Source organism: Pseudomonas sp. WC2 (assembly GCF_050586545.1).
Lineage (GTDB): Bacteria > Pseudomonadota > Gammaproteobacteria > Pseudomonadales > Pseudomonadaceae > Aquipseudomonas.
Genome location: NZ_JBOBDR010000002.1, coordinates 127,232 through 144,969 on the forward strand (window position 1 = coordinate 127,232; position 17,738 = coordinate 144,969).

14 protein-coding genes are annotated in these 17,738 nt (G+C 58.7%); 10 read left to right on the forward strand and 4 right to left on the reverse strand.

The window, feature by feature from the left end; all coding sequences use genetic code 11:
* Positions 1-167: 167 nt before the first annotated feature.
* Positions 168-599: a thioredoxin family protein gene (locus ACQ4OE_RS02565; protein WP_430945563.1), complete on the reverse strand. Its 432-nt coding sequence runs from the start codon at positions 597-599 to the stop codon at positions 168-170.
* Positions 600-934: 335 nt separating this feature from the next.
* Between ACQ4OE_RS02565 and ACQ4OE_RS02570 the strand changes: the two genes are divergently transcribed.
* The 8 genes from ACQ4OE_RS02570 to ACQ4OE_RS02605 all read left to right on the forward strand — a co-directional run bounded on the left by ACQ4OE_RS02570 (position 935) and on the right by ACQ4OE_RS02605 (position 7,618).
* On the forward strand, positions 935-1,783 hold the full coding sequence (locus ACQ4OE_RS02570; RefSeq protein ID WP_430945564.1) for a transporter substrate-binding domain-containing protein: 849 nt from the start codon (positions 935-937) through the stop codon (positions 1,781-1,783).
* Between the two features lie 51 nt (positions 1,784-1,834).
* Positions 1,835-2,497 carry an amino acid ABC transporter permease gene (locus tag ACQ4OE_RS02575; protein ID WP_003225455.1) on the forward strand — a complete coding sequence of 221 codons (663 nt, stop codon included), beginning with the start codon at positions 1,835-1,837 and terminating at the stop codon, positions 2,495-2,497.
* Between the two features lie 9 nt (positions 2,498-2,506).
* The gene (locus ACQ4OE_RS02580) at positions 2,507-3,169 is read left to right on the forward strand and encodes an amino acid ABC transporter permease (protein WP_122590829.1); all 663 of its coding nucleotides are present in this window, start codon (positions 2,507-2,509) and stop codon (positions 3,167-3,169) included.
* On the forward strand, positions 3,166-3,963 hold the full coding sequence (locus ACQ4OE_RS02585; RefSeq protein WP_008078018.1) for an amino acid ABC transporter ATP-binding protein: 798 nt from the start codon (positions 3,166-3,168) through the stop codon (positions 3,961-3,963). The genes ACQ4OE_RS02580 and ACQ4OE_RS02585 overlap by 4 nt, the downstream gene beginning before the upstream one ends.
* A gap of 30 nt (positions 3,964-3,993) precedes the next feature.
* A complete protein-coding gene (locus ACQ4OE_RS02590; RefSeq protein ID WP_430945565.1) occupies positions 3,994-4,383 on the forward strand; it encodes a RidA family protein in 390 nt (129 codons plus the stop codon).
* Positions 4,384-4,540: 157 nt separating this feature from the next.
* Complete coding sequence (locus ACQ4OE_RS02595; RefSeq protein WP_430945759.1) at positions 4,541-5,305, forward strand: IclR family transcriptional regulator; 765 nt, start codon at positions 4,541-4,543, stop codon at positions 5,303-5,305.
* 39 nt (positions 5,306-5,344) lie between these two features.
* Positions 5,345-6,559 carry an amino acid deaminase gene (locus ACQ4OE_RS02600; protein ID WP_430945566.1) on the forward strand — a complete coding sequence of 405 codons (1,215 nt, stop codon included), beginning with the start codon at positions 5,345-5,347 and terminating at the stop codon, positions 6,557-6,559.
* Between the two features lie 126 nt (positions 6,560-6,685).
* Positions 6,686-7,618 carry a sugar kinase gene (locus tag ACQ4OE_RS02605; RefSeq protein WP_430945567.1) on the forward strand — a complete coding sequence of 311 codons (933 nt, stop codon included), beginning with the start codon at positions 6,686-6,688 and terminating at the stop codon, positions 7,616-7,618.
* A gap of 115 nt (positions 7,619-7,733) precedes the next feature.
* Here the strand turns inward: ACQ4OE_RS02605 and ACQ4OE_RS02610 are convergent, their stop codons facing one another.
* Both ACQ4OE_RS02610 and ACQ4OE_RS02615 read right to left on the reverse strand, forming a co-directional pair.
* Positions 7,734-8,009: a peptidylprolyl isomerase gene (locus ACQ4OE_RS02610; protein WP_007912322.1), complete on the reverse strand. Its 276-nt coding sequence runs from the start codon at positions 8,007-8,009 to the stop codon at positions 7,734-7,736.
* Between the two features lie 52 nt (positions 8,010-8,061).
* Positions 8,062-10,599, reverse strand: coding sequence for a PAS domain-containing protein (locus ACQ4OE_RS02615; RefSeq protein ID WP_430945568.1), 2,538 nt, complete (start codon positions 10,597-10,599; stop codon positions 8,062-8,064).
* A gap of 131 nt (positions 10,600-10,730) precedes the next feature.
* On the opposite strand from ACQ4OE_RS02615, the gene ACQ4OE_RS02620 reads away from it, so the two are divergent.
* On the forward strand, positions 10,731-11,840 hold the full coding sequence (locus ACQ4OE_RS02620) for a PilT/PilU family type 4a pilus ATPase (RefSeq protein WP_430945569.1): 1,110 nt from the start codon (positions 10,731-10,733) through the stop codon (positions 11,838-11,840).
* A 136-nt stretch (positions 11,841-11,976) separates the two neighbouring features.
* Positions 11,977-15,732 (forward strand): hypothetical protein, encoded by a 3,756-nt coding sequence (locus ACQ4OE_RS02625; protein WP_430945570.1) that lies wholly within the window; start codon positions 11,977-11,979, stop codon positions 15,730-15,732.
* A 37-nt stretch (positions 15,733-15,769) separates the two neighbouring features.
* On the opposite strand, the gene ACQ4OE_RS02630 is transcribed toward ACQ4OE_RS02625, so the two are convergent.
* Positions 15,770-17,725 (reverse strand): acetoacetate--CoA ligase, encoded by a 1,956-nt coding sequence (locus ACQ4OE_RS02630; protein ID WP_430945571.1) that lies wholly within the window; start codon positions 17,723-17,725, stop codon positions 15,770-15,772.
* Between the last annotated feature and the right edge of the window lie 13 nt (positions 17,726-17,738).

Genomic DNA, 17,738 nt, shown 5'->3' on the forward strand with positions numbered 1-17,738 from the left:
TCCTGGACTTGGCACCGCTTGGGGCAAAGCTGCCGGAAGCGTGATCTCTTACTGAGAAATAAAGAAAAGCAGCCAGATGGGAGCTTGTCCAATCTGGCTTGAGGCTTGTTTGTTACCGATGATTTGGAGCGAAAGTGCCATCGTTTGATGGCTTTTAGCTGGCACTTTCAGGAAAAGTTCCAGCGGTTTGCACGCGTAACGGTGCGCAGGGTGCGCAGGGTCTGCCGCAGCCAAGTCAGATCATGCGAGGGTTTGCGGCGGGCGGAAGGGGCTTTGGTCTTGCCGATATGTTCGGCAAAATCCCTTGCGAGGGAATCTTCGGAGCCGATGCCTTTGAGTTTTTTCACCAGCCTGCCGTTTTTGTAGAACAGCACCGTCGGCGTGCCGGTCACTTGCGGATGGCGGGGAGACTCGCTGGTGCTGAGCATATAAATGTTGGCGCGATGCCGATACGGCTCGGCGGTCTGACGAAAGATCGGCCCGGCCCATTCGCAGGCCTGGCAGTGTTCGTTGGCGAAATACAGGATCACCGGGCGCCAGGTTTTCAGGGCTTTGCGGTAGGTGGGCGACAACTCGGAGAGAGGGGCATTCACGCTCATGGAGATCTCCTTCAGGTGCGGCGGGATGCGTTCAAGGTAGGTGAGCTCGCCATCCGCGCCAACTGTCAGAGTTGACAGGTGCAATGTGCTTTGTTTTGTGCCGCACGCCCTGAAATGTGGCCCTAGTACTCGCCTGGTGTGGTCATCGGTAGCGTGTTGGAAATCAACCGTACGGAGCGTTCATGCAGCGATGCTCCGCATCTCTCTGATTCTCATGTTATTTCAATCTGTTCCTGATTCCAGGCCATTCTTGTGGCACACTTTCTGCTGTCTATTCCGTAGTAACAAACCGTGTTCCGGTATAGCGGAATAAACACAATTCTGGAGTGCTTGCCATGCATCGCCGTCCTTCGTTGTTCAATGCGTGTGTTTTTGTTCTCGCGGCTTCGTCCGCTGTTATGGGTATGGCCCAGGCAGCCGACAGCAAGCTCGACAGTGTGCTGGCCCGTGGCAAATTGATCGTGGGTACCGGCAGCACCAATGCGCCTTGGCACTTTCAGGGCGCGGACGGCAAGTTGCAGGGTTTTGATATCGACATCGCGCGCATCGTCGCCAAAGGACTGTTCAACGACCCGAGCAAGGTCGAGTTCGTGGTGCAGTCGTCCGATGCACGGATTCCCAATCTGCTGACCGACAAGGTCGACATGAGCTGTCAGTTCATCACTGTGACCGCCAGCCGTGCGCAGCAAGTCGCGTTCACCCTGCCGTACTACCGCGAAGGCGTTGGGCTGCTGCTGCCGAACAACAGCAAGTACAAGGAAATCGAAGACCTGCAAGCGGGCGGTGACGGCGTCACCGTGGCGGTGCTGCAAAACGTCTACGCGGAAGAACTGGTGCATCAGGCACTACCGAAAGCCAAGGTCGATCAGTACGACAGCGTTGACCTGATGTATCAGGCCGTGAACTCCGGCCGTGCCGATGCCGCCGCCACCGACCAGTCTTCGGTCAAATACCTAATGGTGCAGAACCCTGGCCGCTACCGCAGCCCGACGTATGCGTGGAGCCCGCAAACCTATGCCTGCGCAGTTAAACGCGGCGATCAGGACTGGTTGAATTTCGTCAACACCGCGTTGCATGAGGCCATGACCGGCGTTGAGTTCCCGACCTATGCCGCCTCGTTCAAGCAATGGTTCGGCGTTGACCTGCCATCGCCTGCGATCGGTTTCCCTGTTGAATTCAAATGATCCCGTGAGAGTGGGGCGGCTCATGTCGCCCCGCTCAAGGTACTGCTGACCATGAACTATCAGTTGAACTTTGCCGCCGTGTGGCGCGATTTCGACACCTTGCTGGCGGGGCTCGGTCTGGGGCTTGAGCTGGCACTGGTGTCGATCGCCATCGGCTGCGTGATCGGCCTGCTGATGGCGTTTGCGTTGCTGTCAAAGCATCGCGCCTTGCGGGTGCTGGCTTCGGTGTACGTCACGGTGGTGCGTAACACGCCGATTCTGGTGTTGATTCTATTGATCTACTTTGCCCTGCCGAGCCTGGGGATCCGTCTGGACAAGATCCCGTCGTTCATCATCACGCTCTCGTTGTATGCCGGGGCCTACCTGACGGAGGTGTTCCGTGGTGGCTTGTTGAGCATCCCCAAAGGGCAGCGCGAAGCCGGGCTGGCGATTGGTCTCGGTGAATGGCAGGTCAAGGCTTACGTCACCGTGCCAGTGATGCTGCGCAACGTCCTGCCGGCGCTGTCGAACAACTTCATCTCGCTGTTCAAGGACACTTCGCTGGCCGCTGCGATTGCAGTGCCGGAGCTGACCTATTACGCGCGCAAGATCAACGTCGAGAGCTACCGGGTGATTGAAACCTGGCTGGTGACCACTGCGTTGTATGTCGCGGCCTGTTACCTCATTGCCATGCTGCTGCGTTACCTCGAGCAGCGTCTGGCAATTCGCCGATAGGAGGCTGCGATGTACGAATCTCCGAGTTGGTTACATGAATTGTGGGTCGCCCGCGAGCCTTTATGGCAGGGCTTTTTGACCAGTGTGCAAGTCTCGGCGCTGGCGATTCTGCTCGGCACGATGCTCGGCGTAGTAACCGGTCTGGTGCTGACCTACGGCAAGTTCTGGATGCGCGCACCGTTTCGTTTTTACGTCGATCTGATTCGCGGAACGCCAGTGTTTGTGCTGGTGCTGGCCTGCTTTTATATGGCGCCGGCGCTGGGCTGGCAGATCAGCGCGTTCCAGGCCGGCGCCTTGGGCCTGACGCTGTTCTGCGGCTCGCACGTTGCCGAGATCGTTCGCGGTGCGTTGCAAGCGTTGCCGCGCGGGCAGATGGAGGCGAGCCAGGCCATCGGCCTGACGTTCTACCAATCCCTCGGCTACGTGCTGTTGCCTCAGGCGTTGCGGCAGATCCTGCCGACCTGGGTCAACTCGTCCACCGAAATCGTCAAGGCCTCGACCTTGCTCTCGGTCATCGGCGTCGCCGAATTGCTCCTCAGCACCCAACAGATCATCGCCCGGAACTTCATGACTTTGGAGTTCTACCTGTTCGCCGGTTTTCTGTTCTTCGTCATCAACTACGGCATCGAATTACTCGGCCGGCACATTGAAAAGCGGGTGGCCTTGCCATGACTGAAGCTCAAGTTTCCAACGTTCAAAACGGCCAGCCGCTGCTGGACATCCGTGGCCTGCACAAGCAATACGGCGCGGTCGAAGTGCTCAAGGGTGTCGACCTGAGCATGCAACGCGGCAACGTGGTGACGCTGATCGGCTCCAGCGGTTCGGGCAAAACCACGCTGCTGCGTTGCGTCAACATGCTCGAAGAGTTCCAGGGCGGGCAGATCCTGCTCGACGGCGAATCGATCGGCTACGACGAAAGCAACGGCAAACGCGTGCGCCATGCGGAAAAGGTCATCGCCCGGCACCGCGCAATGACCGGCATGGCGTTTCAGCAATTCAATCTGTTCCCGCATCTCACCGCGTTACAGAACGTCACCTTGGGCCTGCTCAAAGTGAAGAAGATGCACAAGGACGAAGCCGTGGTGCTTGCCGAGAAATGGCTGGAGCGCGTTGGCCTGCTGGAGCGGCGCAATCACTTTCCCGGCCAGTTGTCCGGTGGTCAGCAGCAGCGCGTGGCGATTGCCCGAGCGATTGCGATGAACCCGAGTTTGATGCTGTTCGATGAGGTCACTTCGGCCCTCGACCCAGAGTTGGTCGGCGAAGTGCTCAACGTGATCAAGGGTCTGGCCGAAGACGGCATGACCATGTTGCTGGTGACCCACGAGATGCGGTTTGCCTTCGAGGTCTCGGACAAGATCGTTTTCATGAATCAGGGGCGGATCGAAGAGCAGGGGCCTCCCAAGGATCTGTTCGAACGCCCGCAATCACCGCGTCTGGCTGAGTTTCTGAAAAGCACGCGGTTTTGATTTTTCATTTTGTAAACAGGAGAAGTACCCATGAGCATTACTCGTTACGGCACCGGCAGCACCGCCGCTGGCGGCCAGCCACGTCCATTCGCCCGCGCGGTTGAAGCGGATGGCTGGCTGCATGTGTCCGGTCAGGTGCCGGCGGTGGATGGCGAGATTATCGTTGGCGGCATCGTCGAGCAGACTCATCAGACCATGAAGAACCTGATCGCGATCCTCGAAGAGGCCGGTTATGGCCTGGAAGACGTGGTGCGTGCCGGCGTGTGGCTGGACGATCCGCGTGATTTCAGCAGTTTCAACAAGGTCTTCGGCGAGTACTTCCAGCCTGAGCACGCCCCGGCGCGGGCCTGTGTGCAGGCGAGCATGATGGTCGACTGCAAGGTCGAGATCGACTGCATTGCGTACAAGAAAAAGGCTTGAACTACAGATGATCGTTCCCACGCTCTGCGTGGGAATGCCTCACGGAACGCTCCGCTTTCCAAGGGACGCAGAGCGTCCCGGGCTGCGTCCCCCACGCGGAGCATGGGAACGATCATTAGCGGTAAACTCCCGGCGAATTTGAATGGGAACCACTGAAATGACCGAAGACACCATCAAACGCCGGGCACGCGGTCTGGACCGGGCGTTCGATATCCTCGATTTCCTCAAGGAAATCGGCCAGCCGTTGCGCCCGAACGATATCGCCAACGGCATTGGCAGCCCGAAATCCACGGTCTACGAACTCGTTGCTTCGCTGTTGGAACGACGGATTCTTGAGCCGGTGGGCAAGGACGGTCATGTCTATCTTGGCCGTCAGTTGTATTTCCTCGGTCAGGCCCACCTGCGTCACTTCGACCTCAGCCGTGAGGCCGATCACGCCTTGCAGGAGATCGTCAGCCAGACCCGTGAAACCGCGCAGATGTGCCTGCTCAACGGGCGCAAATACACGGTGGCGTTGATGAAGGAGGGCGAGCGGCATTTCCGCATTTCTTCCGACATCGGCGAAAACGCGCCGATCCCGTGGACCGCTTCCGGACGTTTGCTGCTCGCGCACTTGAGCGATCAACAGATCATCGACCTGATCGACGAGGACGACTACATCCTGCCCGACGGCGAACGCCTGCCGCTGCAACGTTTTCTGGGCGAAATCCGCCAGGCCGGCATCGATGGATTTTTCTCCTTCGACAGTGTCGCCGACACCTTTACCCATTGCTTCGCCGCACCGGTCAAAGACCGCCACGGCGTGGCCATTTGCACCTTGTGCATCGTCGCCCCACGGGCCGATGCGAAGAACAATTACAACGACTATCGCCGGGTACTGATCGAGAGCGCCAATAGCCTCGCCCGGCGTATCAACGAATAACCGCGGCTGCCTGCGGCCGCGACTGTGAGGAGTTCGACCATGACGACTGCCAATACACACGCTGTGGAGAAGGGTAACGCTGCCATCGGCGCGCATCTGGGGCGTGATGTCAGCCTGCCGGCGCTGGTGCTGCACCGTGAAGCGCTGGAACACAACATTCGCTGGATGCAGAAATTCGTCAGCGACAGTGGCGCCGAACTCGCGCCCCACGGCAAAACCAGCATGACCCCGGCGCTGTTCAAGCGTCAGCTCGATGCCGGCGCGTGGGGCATCACCCTCGCCAGCGCCACCCAGACCCGTGCGGCTTACGCCCACGGCGTGCGTCGCGTGCTGATGGCCAACCAATTGGTCGGCACACCGAACATGGCACTGATTGCCGATTTGCTCGCCGATCCGTCGTTCGATTTCTATTGCATGGTCGATCACCCGGACAACGTCGCCGATCTCGGCGCTTACTTCGCTTCGCGCGGAGTGAAGCTCAACGTGATGATCGAGTACGGCGTGGTCGGTGGCCGTTGCGGTTGCCGCAGCGAGCAGGAAGTCATCGAACTGGCCAAGGCGATCAACGCGCAACCGGCGTTGGCGCTGACCGGCATCGAAGGCTACGAAGGCGTGATTCATGGCGACCACGCGGTCAGCGGCATTCGCGAATTCGCCGCGTCGCTGGTGCGTCTGGCGGTGCAGTTGCAGGACAGCGGCGCGTTTGCGATCGCCAAGCCGATCATCACGGCTTCCGGTTCGGCGTGGTACGACCTGATTGCCGAGTCGTTCGAAGCGCAAAACGCCGGCGGGCGGTTCCTCAGCGTCTTGCGTCCCGGCAGTTACGTGGCCCATGACCACGGTATCTATAAAGAAGCGCAGTGCTGCGTGCTCGACCGGCGCAGTGATCTGCACGAAGGCTTGCGTCCGGCGCTGGAAGTCTGGGCGCACGTGCAGTCGCTGCCGGAACCGGGTTTCGCAGTGATCGCCCTGGGCAAACGCGACGTGGCGTACGACGCCGGTTTGCCGGTGCCATTGCGGCGTTACAAGGCCGGCGTCGTGCCGGCGGTGGGCGATGATGTCGGCGCGTGCAAGGTGACGGCGGTGATGGATCAGCACGCGTTCATGACGGTGGCGCCGGGGGTTGAGTTGCGTGTGGGGGACATCATTTCCTTTGGCACTTCGCATCCGTGCCTGACGTTTGACAAGTGGCGCACCGGTTTGCTGGTGGATGAGCAGTTGTCGGTGATCGAGAGCATGGAAACCTGTTTCTAAGGTTTCAGACCGAGTCGTCGCCATTCGCGAGCAGGCTCGCTCCCACAGGGGAATGCATTTCAATGTGGGAGCGAGCCTGCTCGCGAAGGCGTCAGTTCAGACACCCGAGAAAGAGCAGGCAACCCGATGACAAGCTTCTACCCCAAAGGGCACAAAACTCCGCGCATTGCCCTGATCGGCGAGTGCATGATCGAACTCCAGCAGCGCGCCGACGGCAGCCTGCAACAGAGTTTCGGCGGCGACACCCTCAACACGGCGGTCTATCTCGCTCGGGCGTTGGGCGGCAAGGCGCAGGTCGATTACGTCACCGCGCTGGGCGATGACAGTTTCAGCGACGCCATGTGCCAGATCTGGTCCGACGAAGGCATCGGCCTCGATCTGGTGCAGCGCTTGCCCGGTCGCTTGCCGGGCCTGTATTGCATTCAGACCGATGCCAATGGTGAACGTCGTTTTCTCTATTGGCGCAACGAAGCCGCCGTGCGCGACTGCTTCACGACGCCGGCAGCCGAGCCGATTCTGGCGGCATTGGCGGATTACGACGTGCTGTATTTCAGCGGCATCACTTTGGCGGTGCTCGGCGCGAAGGGGCGGGAACAACTGATCCACACGCTGATCGAGGCCCGGCGGCGCGGTGCGCGGGCGGTCTTCGACAACAATTACCGACCTCGTCTGTGGGCTTCGCGCGAGGACGCACAGGCGGCGTATAACAGCGTTCTGCCCTATGTTGATATGGCGTTGCTGACGGTGGATGACGAGCAAGCATTGTTTGGGTATGCCGACAGCGATGCAGTGCTCGAGGCCTACGAAACGATTGGTACGCCGGAGGTGGTGCTCAAGCGCGGCGCCGAGGCGTGTCTGATTCTGTGTGATGGCGAGGCGTTTGAAGTGCCGGCGCAGAAAGTCGAGAAAGTGGTCGACACGACGGCGGCGGGGGATTCGTTCAGTGCGGCGTATCTGGCTGCCCGGTTGATGGGCGGCAACCCGGAAGAGGCAGCGCAGGCTGGACACCTGCTGGCCAGCAAAGTGATTCAAGTGCCGGGGGCGCTGATCCCTAAATAGATCTGAATGGCCGTTTGCTGCGCAATCGGTTCGCGAGCAGGCTCGCTCCCACAGGGGGAACGCATTCCAAATGTGGGAGCGAGCCTGCTCGCGAAGAGGCCCTCGCTCCAATCCATTAATCCCGGTAAAACACCTGCACCAAGTGATACCCAAACTTGCTCTTGATCGGACCATGCACGGTCCGCAAAGGCTTCTTGAAAATCACCGCATCAATCGCTCCGACCATCTGCCCTGGACGCACTTCACCCAGATCGCCGCCGCGTTTGCCGGAGGGGCAGGTCGAAAACTTTTTCGCCAGCACATCGAACGCCTCGCCCTTGGCGATACGTTGTTTGAGCTGTTCGGCTTCTTCGGCAGTTTTCACCAGAATGTGGCGGGCTTGGGCTTTCATCGTGCGATACCTGATAACGGGGTGACGGCGGGGCGCGGGATTATGCCTCAAGTCACGCGGTTTGGTTGATCATCGTGCGGATCTTGTTGGCCAGCAAATCCAGTACGAACGGTTTGGCGATCATGTCCATGCCCTCTTCAAGGAAGCCTTGGCGTTCGGCGGTGATTTGCGCATAGCCGGTCATGAACAGCACTTTGAGCCTTGGTCGATGCTGGCGGGCAATTTCTGCCAGTTGCCGGCCATTCATGCCCGGCAGGCCGACATCGGTGACCAGCAGATCCACGCGCCAATCCGCTTCCAACAGCGCAAGAGCTGCCGTGGCATCGACTGCTTCGAAGGCTCGATAACCCAGCTCCTTGAGCAGATTGAGCACCAGCATGCGCACCGCCGGGTCGTCTTCGACAATCACCACGGTTTCCCCGGGGGTCGCCGTGGACGGTTCGCTGACCGCCGCCTCGGCTGTCTGCTCCGGCAGTTGCAGGTGCAGCCGCGGCAGGTAAAGCCGAACACAGGTGCCCTGATCCGGCCGGCTATCGAGGCTGACGTGGCCGCCCGATTGCTGGGCAAAACCATAAATCATCGATAGCCCCAGGCCTGTGCCCTGGCCGATGGGTTTGGTGGTAAAGAACGGATCGAACGCCTTGGCCAGTACCGAAGGCGTCATGCCGGTGCCATTGTCGCTAACCGCCAGCATCAGGTAGTCGCCCGCCTTGACCGGTTCGAGGGTGGTGATGTCGGTGCCATCGAGGTAAACGTTGGCGGTCTCGATCAGCAGTTCGCCGCCGTTGGGCATGGCGTCGCGGGCGTTGATCACCAGGTTGAGCAGCGCGTTCTCCAGTTGGCTGACATCGGTACTGACCGGCCACAGGTTCTCGGCCAGTTGCAGCTTGAGTTCGATCGGGTCGCCCTTGGTGCGGCGGATCAAGTCTTCCAGCGAATGAATCAGCTCGTTGACGTCGAGCCTCTTGCGATCCAGTGATTGGCGCCGCGAGAAGGCCAGCAGACGATGGGTCAGCGCCGCCGCGCGATTGGCAGACGACACCGCCGCGTCGGTAAACCGCCCGATTTCGCTGGCCCGGCCATCGGCGATGTAGCGCTGCATCAGGTCGAGGCTGCCAATAATCCCGGTGAGCATATTGTTGAAATCGTGGGCGATGCCGCCGGTCAACTGGCCGACCGCTTCCATTTTCTGCGCATGCCGCAGCGCATCTTCGGCGCGCTCGCGCTCGAACATTTCATTCTGCAAACGCTGGTTGGCCTGGGCCAGTTGTTCCGTGCGTGCGCTGACGCGCTCTTCAAGGGTTTCGTTGAGATTGCGCAGGGCTTCTTCGGTTTTCTTGCGCTCGGTTTCATCGATCACAAAGATATAGAAGCCGTTCACCGCACCGTCCGCACCGTGGCGCGGCAAGTAATTCATCAGGGCATGCCGATTGCTGCCGTCGCGGTGGTGGGTGTACAGGCTGAACGAACAGGACCTGCCTGCCAGGGCTTCGGCGATGTAGGGCGCGCGCAGAAAGTAGGCTTCTTCGCCGATCACGTCGCGAATGGTGCGGCCATAGAGTTCTTGCGGGGTGAGCCCGTACCAGTCCAGATACGCCGCATTGTTCAGGCGGAAACGTTCTTCGTGGTCGACGTAACTGATCAGAATCGGCATGGCGTTGATGATCAGCTGCAATTCGGTCTGACTTTGCCGCAGCGCCTGCTCGGTGTGTTTGCGCTCGGTCAGGTCCAACGCCGCGCCGAGGAAGCGCATGGGCCGGCCATGATGGTCCTTGTAGCAGCGTCCCCGCGCGAACACCCAGCGCAGCTCGCCGTCGGGCTGCAGCAGCCGATATTCCTCGGCGTACTCGGTGCCGTGGGTGATGCAGTACTTGATGCTGCGCGCCACCATCGCGCGATCCTCGGGATGCACGCCTTGCAGGTAGTCGCTGATCGGCAACTCTGCGGATTGCACCGGATCGACGCCATGCAACTGCGCGAAATGCGCGTCGGCGATGAATCGGTCTTCGCCAATGTCCCAATCCCACGTGCCCACGGCATCGGTGGCAGCCAGTGCCAACTGCAGGCGCTCTTCAGTTTCGCGCTGGGACTTGAGGCTTTCTTCGGAACGCTGTTGCAACTCCAGCGCGATGCGCCGCCGCTCATTGGTTTCGATGGCGGTGACCAGAATGCCAGCGACTTGCGCGGTTTCATCGCGGATCGGGCTGTAGGTCAAATCCAGCCAGAAGTCGGATTCTTTGCCGTCATGCTGCAAGGTAAAGCGTCGTTCGCTGTAAGTGCGCACCTGACCTTGTAGGACGGCGCTGTAAATCGGGTCAGTAAAGTCGCGAAGTTCCGGCCATATCTGGTGTGCCGGTTGTCCGAAAGCGCGCGGATGCTTGCTGCCGGCGAGCAGGGCGAAGCCGTTGTTGTAGATCTGCGTGAGCTGCGGCCCCCATAAAAGCAACATCGGCATCGGCGAGTGAATGACGATGTCCACCGCGGTGCGCAGGCTTTGCGGCCAGGCGGCGGAGGCACCCAGCGGGCCTTTGCTCCAGTCGGTACGGGCGATCAAGGCCTGAGCGTCATCGTTGGTGGGTACAGCATTCATCACGTAAGTCCTGAGCAGCGTTCGGTAAGGCGGCGTCTACTATCCTTCAGGAGGGTAGACGCTCAATGCACCGCTGCGTCACGACAGCGGGGCACGTCTGAATATTGAATGCTTCGCGGGTGTTTTTTGCCATGGAAATCGATGCACTGCTAACACGTTTGGCCAGCCAGCATGGCTCGGATCTGTTTTTGTCCACCGGAGCCCCGCCCAGTGCGCGCTTTCAGGGGGTGCTGACGCCACTGAGCGAGCAGCCTTTCAAGCCTGGAGAGATCGCAGCCATCGGCCATTCTCTGATGGACGCCGAGCAGCGCCAGACGTTCGATCGGGATCTGGAAATGAACTTGGCGATCTCGCGTCCCGGTATCGGGCGCTTTCGGGTGAATCTGTTCAAACAACGCAACGACGTGTCGATCGTCATCCGCAACGTCAAACTCGATATTCCACGATTCGAAGATCTCAAGTTACCACCGGTACTGCTCGAAACCGTGATGCTCAAGCAAGGGCTGATCCTGTTCGTCGGCGCGACCGACTCTGGCAAATCGACCTCGCTGGCGGCATTGATCGACCATCGCAACCGCCACAGCAGCGGGCACATTATCACCATCGAAGACCCGATCGAATACATCCACCAGCACCACCGCTCGATCGTCAATCAACGTGAAGTCGGGGTCGACACCCGCAGTTTCCACGCGGCGTTGAAAAATACCCTGCGTCAGGCACCGGACGTGGTTTTGATCGGTGAGATCCGCGATCGCGAGACCATGGAACATGCGCTGGCATTTGCGGAAACCGGGCATCTGGTGCTGTCGACCTTGCATGCCAACAATGCCAATCAGGTCCTCGAGCGGATCATCAATATGTTTGCCGAGGAGCGACGGCCGCAGTTGCTCAACGCGTTAGGCAACAACCTGAAAGCATTTGTCTCACAGCGCCTGGTCCGTACCGTTGATGGGCAGCGGAGGGCAGCGGTCGAAGTGATGCTGGGAACGCCTACCATTGCCGATCTGGTGCGGCGGGGCCAGTTCGAAGAGCTTAAGCCGATCATGGAGAAGTCCACGGAACTGGGCATGCAAACATTCGACGGCGCGTTGTTTGGGTTGGTCTGCGAGGGGGCGATTAACGAAGCCGAGGCGCTGAAGAATGCGGATTCGGTCAATAACTTGAAGCTGCGCATAAAGCTTTCCAGTGACGTGCCAAGCGCTCCAGTTTCACCAATGGGGGACTGGGGTTTGGTGGAGTGAAGTTAGTTGGTTGGACGAAAGTAAAAGCAGAGTCTTGTAATAAGGTTAAATGCTTTAAAGGTAGATCGTTTTTAGCAACGTCAGTAGAACTTCATCATGCTGAGCTGTTCAGCAATCAACTTGATGAGGTGGATACGTGAGTGTAATTAAGAAAAATAAAGAATTTCAATGTTCGGACCTCGCGCTCGCAGAGTGGCGTCGAAAGACAGAAGCCGATGCGATTGAGCGCGAGCGGGTCCTGATTGAACTGGAAACGACATTGGATAAATATTCCGATGATCAAGTAATTATCTGGTTTGACTATCAAATAGAGTTGCGGGAAGGCTCGTCGCTGTACGAGGTTTATAACCCCGGACGGTTGCTGTTCAATTCGCTGCTGACAACGAGCCCGGTGCACAGTGCAATTTCTCAGGAGCGCGGGAGTGCTGAACTGATATGCGCAAAGCCAGGCCCCGAGCTGGAAACGCTGAGCGATTCAGGTTGGATAGACCTGGTTGCGGCGGGCCACTTCCACTCCAGCGAATCGACGCTCGCCGAGCTGGAACTTCTTTCAGAGTTCGCTAAAGTGGCGGGTGGTTATATCTGGCCTGATTGTGAAATAACACTAGATCAATGGTTTGCATTTCATGAGATATCCATTCCCAAGACCAAGGCGCAAGTGAAGAATCTTATTGGATTTTTGAAGTTCGATCCGCAAGCAACTGAGTTTGGGAACTACTGGGAATATATCGAGGCGGATGATCAAATGTTCGTCTCGTTAAATCAAGAACAGTTATCGGCCGTTCGTAAAGCGACGTCAAAACTTATTCCTGGCAAGTACCTGCTGAGCATGTTGCATGGTTACAGCTCTAGGCTTTCGATCTCACATGAAAGTGCAGCACAGCGAGTCGTCGATTTTGTCTCGTCCCCTAAAGCCAGCCAGCTGGCACGGCGATATCTGGTGGAGCTGGGTTGGTTCGGCAATGGTGCAGGGCAGGAGGTCTCCGAAAACATGCTCCGACAATTGCTGGTCACGGCCGCGCTCCTGCAACTGCATCCGGCGATAGAGCAACTGCGCCAAGGGAAAAACATCTTCGGGTTTGAGCTGTACGGACCGGCCAATGTCGATCGTCATCCGTCGGTAGTCCGTGAGGAACTGATGGTGGCTGTACGGGGCAAACTGAGCGTCGATCGTGATTTGGCACCTGTGGCCACTCATTTGATATTGGCGCGCATGGCACCTGAATTTCTGGTCGCGGATGTCCCGACCGCGATCAACGTCGGGTCAATTGCGTGGATCAATTTATGTCGAGCGGTCGTGCTGGTGGAAACGGCGAGAGCAGGTGCGTCGCGCGTCCTGACATATGCGCAGATCATGGCGTACGCCGACCTGGAACCTGTCAGTGATGCTCAGCAGCACTTGCGCGAACTGGCGATGGTTAACCCGATCGTTAACTGGGCGTTGATAAATCAGGTGGTGACATCCACTGAGCTTGAGCAGGCGCGGGAAGCCAACACTCGACGTGCGATTGAGGCGTTCGAGCAGCATTCGGAAACGTTCGTCCAGATAGCCCGGGCGTTCTCGACTGCATTACCCAGCCGAGCAGACATTGCCCGTGCCGCCTTGAAGCTCGCGGCGCCGGGATGCGACACGCTGGATGAGAAAGCCCTATCGGTGGAGGGCGGGCAGCAAGTCATGTCCATGCTCGATCTGCATCAATCGGGCGATCTGGTCACTGGGAAGTGGGACCGACGCACTGTGCGTCTGGTCACTAACGGAATCCCCAGGCCGCCCATCAATTACAACCCTTCGGGTATCAGCCTCTACAAGCGGTATCCAAAATTACTCAAGCTCAAATCCTGTGACGAGGAAATGGATCGCCAATTGGCCGTCCATTTGAAAGGCCTCAACGGTGCCATGTTGTCGACCGTGAAACTGGCACTGGCGCTGATGCCCGAGCAGGATTTGCGAGCCTTTCTGAGTGCCCAGATCAATCTGTTCACGGTGCGTGGGTCAGCCATTTATACCGTCTCCCGTCGTGTCAGTGGCCCCATCAGCACTGACCAGTCAAGAGAAACACAGCAAAGCATAGACGCCGCCACCGGGCGTTTTGGTTTAGTGATGTGGGTGTCTTACAAAAATTCGATCGTTTGTTACGAACTCTTCACGTCTCGAGGGGAGTTCCGCAGGAACAACGCTTTGGGGGAATTGATCGTCCGCCAAAATATAATGAAACAACGTCCGAGGATGACCCGTCCTGCAGACTTGACCGTCCAGAGAACGCCGACTGATCTGCAATTTCTACCGCTCCACCTGCAACGCTACACCCATGCTGTAGCAGAAGATCCGTCAGTGACCAGCAGCATGGCGCTTATTGACTATTTCGGCGTGCTGCCGGCCCCCGCGACAGCAGCCGATCCCAAGCAAGGTTTTTATCAACGGTTCAACGATCCGAACATCGCGCGGATCGCCGAATTTATCGTCGAGCACCGCCCGTTCCTCCAAGCCCAGGAACTCAGAGAGCTGGTACGCATCCCAACGCTTCTCGAAAGCTCCCGAGAGGAGGGCGAGCGGCTGCTCACTTATTTCATCGACCTGGTGGTGCCGTTCAAGAAGTGTATCGAGGACATTGCCTCCGGTGAGCATGACAAGATGATCGACGGGGCCTACGGCTGCTTGATGGACGGTATAGGGTTGGTGGGCACGGTGGCCGGAGCCGGTTCGAAAGCGCTGAGTATTTCAGCCAAGGCGATCTCAACGACGTCTAAAGCGGCGCGTTTGACGAAACTGGCTTTCACTTCGGCCATTTCCCTGTTCAACCCGGTCGACGGTGTGCCCTCAGGCATGCAGTCGGGCTCAAGGCTCGTGCACAAAGGTCTGTTGCGCTTCAATAAAAATACCCACGAGTTGCTCGCCAGTGCGAACAGACAGTTGCGTACACTCAGTAGTCGCCGACAGTCCTGGGATTTGATTGAAAACAGTGGCCGAACACAATGGGGGCTTGGCAGTTGGCGGCCGCGTGGTGCTGCGAGCGACGCTGCTACGGTAGCGGCTGCGCGCCGTGACACTCAATGGTTCGCCTTGGATCGTCGCGGCAGTCTGTGGGGCAAACCGCTGGATGGCTTTTCCTATGACGCTCCCTTGCGGTTGCCTTGTTCGCCAAAAACCTTGCCGGAGAACTACACGAGAAGGTTTATCGAGAAGAGCCTGCCCCGTGCCCGGGCGAAGATCGACCATGCCATTGATGCCCTCGGTCGACATGACTTCAAACGTGATTGCAGTCAGGTGATGAAAACACTGTTCGGCGACACCTCAGACGTTGCCACAAACCGCCTGATGAACACTCTGCGCCTAGTCCGTTTCGACTTCGCGGGCTTCTCCCTCAGCAACATTGCACTTGATGCAATCAAGGAACACGCCACGCTCGCGACGTTCGATGTGGACAGTTACAACCGCTGGAAAAGCGCCGGTAACGGGACGAGTATCGCCTTCGTTGAAGTGTATGCAAAAAACCTCAACAAACGGTTTGTCAGCCAGGGCTTCAACAACGATGTGGTGGCCGATGATCTGATTCATGAGCTGTTCCGTGCCAGTGCGCAAACCGACGATATCGGTAACGCCATCGACGCGCAGAGTAGCCACGAAAGCGGGCAGCGGGTCAATGTGGCTTCATTGCTGAATATTGCCTCGGGTTGTTTGCCGGTGTCAGAAGGCAGCACGGTGTGCCATGCAGCTGCGAAAGCCTTTGCCAACGCCGATTCGCTGACGCTGGCGACATCTCTGTTAAGTCAGCTCTGCACAGACAGAGCCACCTACGAGCGCAATATATCGACGATCTACGCGGCACTCGAGGCCAGTGATGGCAAGGCGATTATCGACCCGGTCCTCATCACCTTGAATAAACCGGAGTGATTGCGCCAGCCTTCGGTTAACGCAATACACCGCCCGTTCAAATCATCAACTCTGGCCGATCCCGAAACTGCTCCAGCGCTTCGGGATTGGCCAGCGCGTCGGTGTTCTTGACCTTCTCGCCATGCACCACATTGCGCACGGCGAGTTCAACGACCTTGCCACTGATGGTTCGAGGAATGTCCGTCACCGCAACGATTTTTGCCGGCACATGCCGTGGCGTGGTGTTGGCGCGGATCACTTGGCGAATCTGCTGCTGCAAGGCGTCGTCCAGTCTGACGCCGTCCTGCAGGCGCACGAATAACACTACGCGCACATCATCTTGCCACTGCTGCCCGATGGCCACACTGTCGAGCACCTGCGGGACTTTATCCACCTGACGATAGATCTCCGCTGTGCCGATGCGCACGCCGCCGGGATTGAGCACGGCATCCGAGCGCCCGTGAATCATCATCGCGCCATGAGGCAGTTGTTCGGCGTAGTCGCCCTGAGCCCAGACCCCGGGAAACAAGCTGAAATACGACTGCCGCAGCTTGCTGCCATCGGCGTCATTCCACAGCCTGATCGGCATCGCCGGAAAATGCCGGGTACACACCAACTCACCTTTTTCACCGATCACCGGTTCGCCCGCGTCGTTCCACACCTCAACTGCCATGCCCAGGCTCTTGCCCATGATTTCCCCGCGCCGGACGGGCGACAGCGGATTGCCGTTGACGAAGCACGAAACGATATCGGTGCCGCCCGACATCGAGGCCAGACAAACGTCGGGTTTAACATCGCGATAGACGAAGTCGTAGCTTTGCGGCGATAGGGCTGAGCCCGTGCACAGCAGGGTTTTCAGACTGCCCAGATCATGACTTGCTCGGGGTTTGACTTCGCTGCTTTCCAGCGTCGCGAGAAACTTGGGGCTGGTGCCGAACACGCTGATGCGCTCGTCATCGATCAAGTCGAGCAAGCGTTGGTGGTCCGGGTAAAAGGGCGACCCGTCGTACAGCACCACGGCGCTGCCGACCGCGAGCGCCGACACTAGCCAGTTCCACATCATCCAGCCGCACGTGGTGTAGTAAAACAGTCGATCGCCGGGTCCGAGGTCGCAGTGCAGGCCGTGTTCCTTGACGAGTTGCAACAACACGCCGCCGGTGCTGTGGACGATGCATTTCGGCACGCCGGTGGTGCCGCTGGAATACAGCACGTACAGCGGATGATTGAACGGGACCGCGACGAAATCCGGCTCGCCGCCTGGTTCATAAAAGTCGTCCCACAAGCTCACGTCGGCGCGAGTGCGATAGTCCGTGACGTGAGCGGTTGGGCGGGCGTAAGGCACGATGATCAACTGCTTCAGCGTGGGCAGTTGCTGCAGAATCTCATTGAGTTTGCGGGTCTGGTCGATCTCTTTGCCGGCGTAGCGGTAACCGGCGCAGGTGATCAGCACCTTGGGTTCGATCTGGCCGAAACGATCGATCACCCCGTGGGTGCCGAAGTCCGGCGAGGAGCATGACCAGATCGCGCCAAGACTGGTGGTCGCGAGCATCGCCACCAACGTTTGCCAAGTGTTCGGCATGCACGCCGCGACGCGATCACCAAGGCCGACACCGGCGGCCTGCAGACTGGCCTGAAATCCGGCGACATGCTCGGCCAGTTCGGCCCAGCTCAACTGTTCGCGCTGGCCGTTTTCACCCACGGCAATCACCGCCACGGCATCGTCACGACGACGCAACAAGTGCTCGGCGAAGTTCAGCGTTGCGCCGGGAAACCATTCAGCGCTGGGCATTTGCGCACCCTCACGCAACACCGCATCGGGTTGGCTATGGAAGCGGATATCGAAGCAGTCGACGATGTCCTGCCAGAAGTCTGCACGCTGGTCGACGCTCCATTGGTGCAGGGCAGGGTAGTCGTCGAGTTTCAGCCCATGACGTTGATTGACCGAGCGCCGGAAAGTGTCCATGCGCGATTGGGCGATACGCTTGGCGTCGGGTTGCCAGAGGATGTCGGACATTGCTTGCCTCTTG

Excerpts from the sequence above, each read along its gene's own strand:
- ACQ4OE_RS02565 (WP_430945563.1), bottom strand. The coding sequence starts at position 599 with ATGAGCGTGAATGCCCCTCTCTCCGAGTTGTCGCCCACCTACCGCAAA.
- ACQ4OE_RS02570 (WP_430945564.1), top strand. The coding sequence starts at position 935 with ATGCATCGCCGTCCTTCGTTGTTCAATGCGTGTGTTTTTGTTCTCGCG.
- ACQ4OE_RS02575 (WP_003225455.1), top strand. The coding sequence starts at position 1,835 with ATGAACTATCAGTTGAACTTTGCCGCCGTGTGGCGCGATTTCGACACC.
- ACQ4OE_RS02580 (WP_122590829.1), top strand. The coding sequence starts at position 2,507 with ATGTACGAATCTCCGAGTTGGTTACATGAATTGTGGGTCGCCCGCGAG.
- ACQ4OE_RS02585 (WP_008078018.1), top strand. The coding sequence starts at position 3,166 with ATGACTGAAGCTCAAGTTTCCAACGTTCAAAACGGCCAGCCGCTGCTG.
- ACQ4OE_RS02590 (WP_430945565.1), top strand. The coding sequence starts at position 3,994 with ATGAGCATTACTCGTTACGGCACCGGCAGCACCGCCGCTGGCGGCCAG.
- ACQ4OE_RS02595 (WP_430945759.1), top strand. The coding sequence starts at position 4,541 with ATGACCGAAGACACCATCAAACGCCGGGCACGCGGTCTGGACCGGGCG.
- ACQ4OE_RS02600 (WP_430945566.1), top strand. The coding sequence starts at position 5,345 with ATGACGACTGCCAATACACACGCTGTGGAGAAGGGTAACGCTGCCATC.
- ACQ4OE_RS02605 (WP_430945567.1), top strand. The coding sequence starts at position 6,686 with ATGACAAGCTTCTACCCCAAAGGGCACAAAACTCCGCGCATTGCCCTG.
- ACQ4OE_RS02610 (WP_007912322.1), bottom strand. The coding sequence starts at position 8,009 with ATGAAAGCCCAAGCCCGCCACATTCTGGTGAAAACTGCCGAAGAAGCC.
- ACQ4OE_RS02615 (WP_430945568.1), bottom strand. The coding sequence starts at position 10,599 with ATGAATGCTGTACCCACCAACGATGACGCTCAGGCCTTGATCGCCCGT.
- ACQ4OE_RS02620 (WP_430945569.1), top strand. The coding sequence starts at position 10,731 with ATGGAAATCGATGCACTGCTAACACGTTTGGCCAGCCAGCATGGCTCG.
- ACQ4OE_RS02630 (WP_430945571.1), bottom strand. The coding sequence starts at position 17,725 with ATGTCCGACATCCTCTGGCAACCCGACGCCAAGCGTATCGCCCAATCG.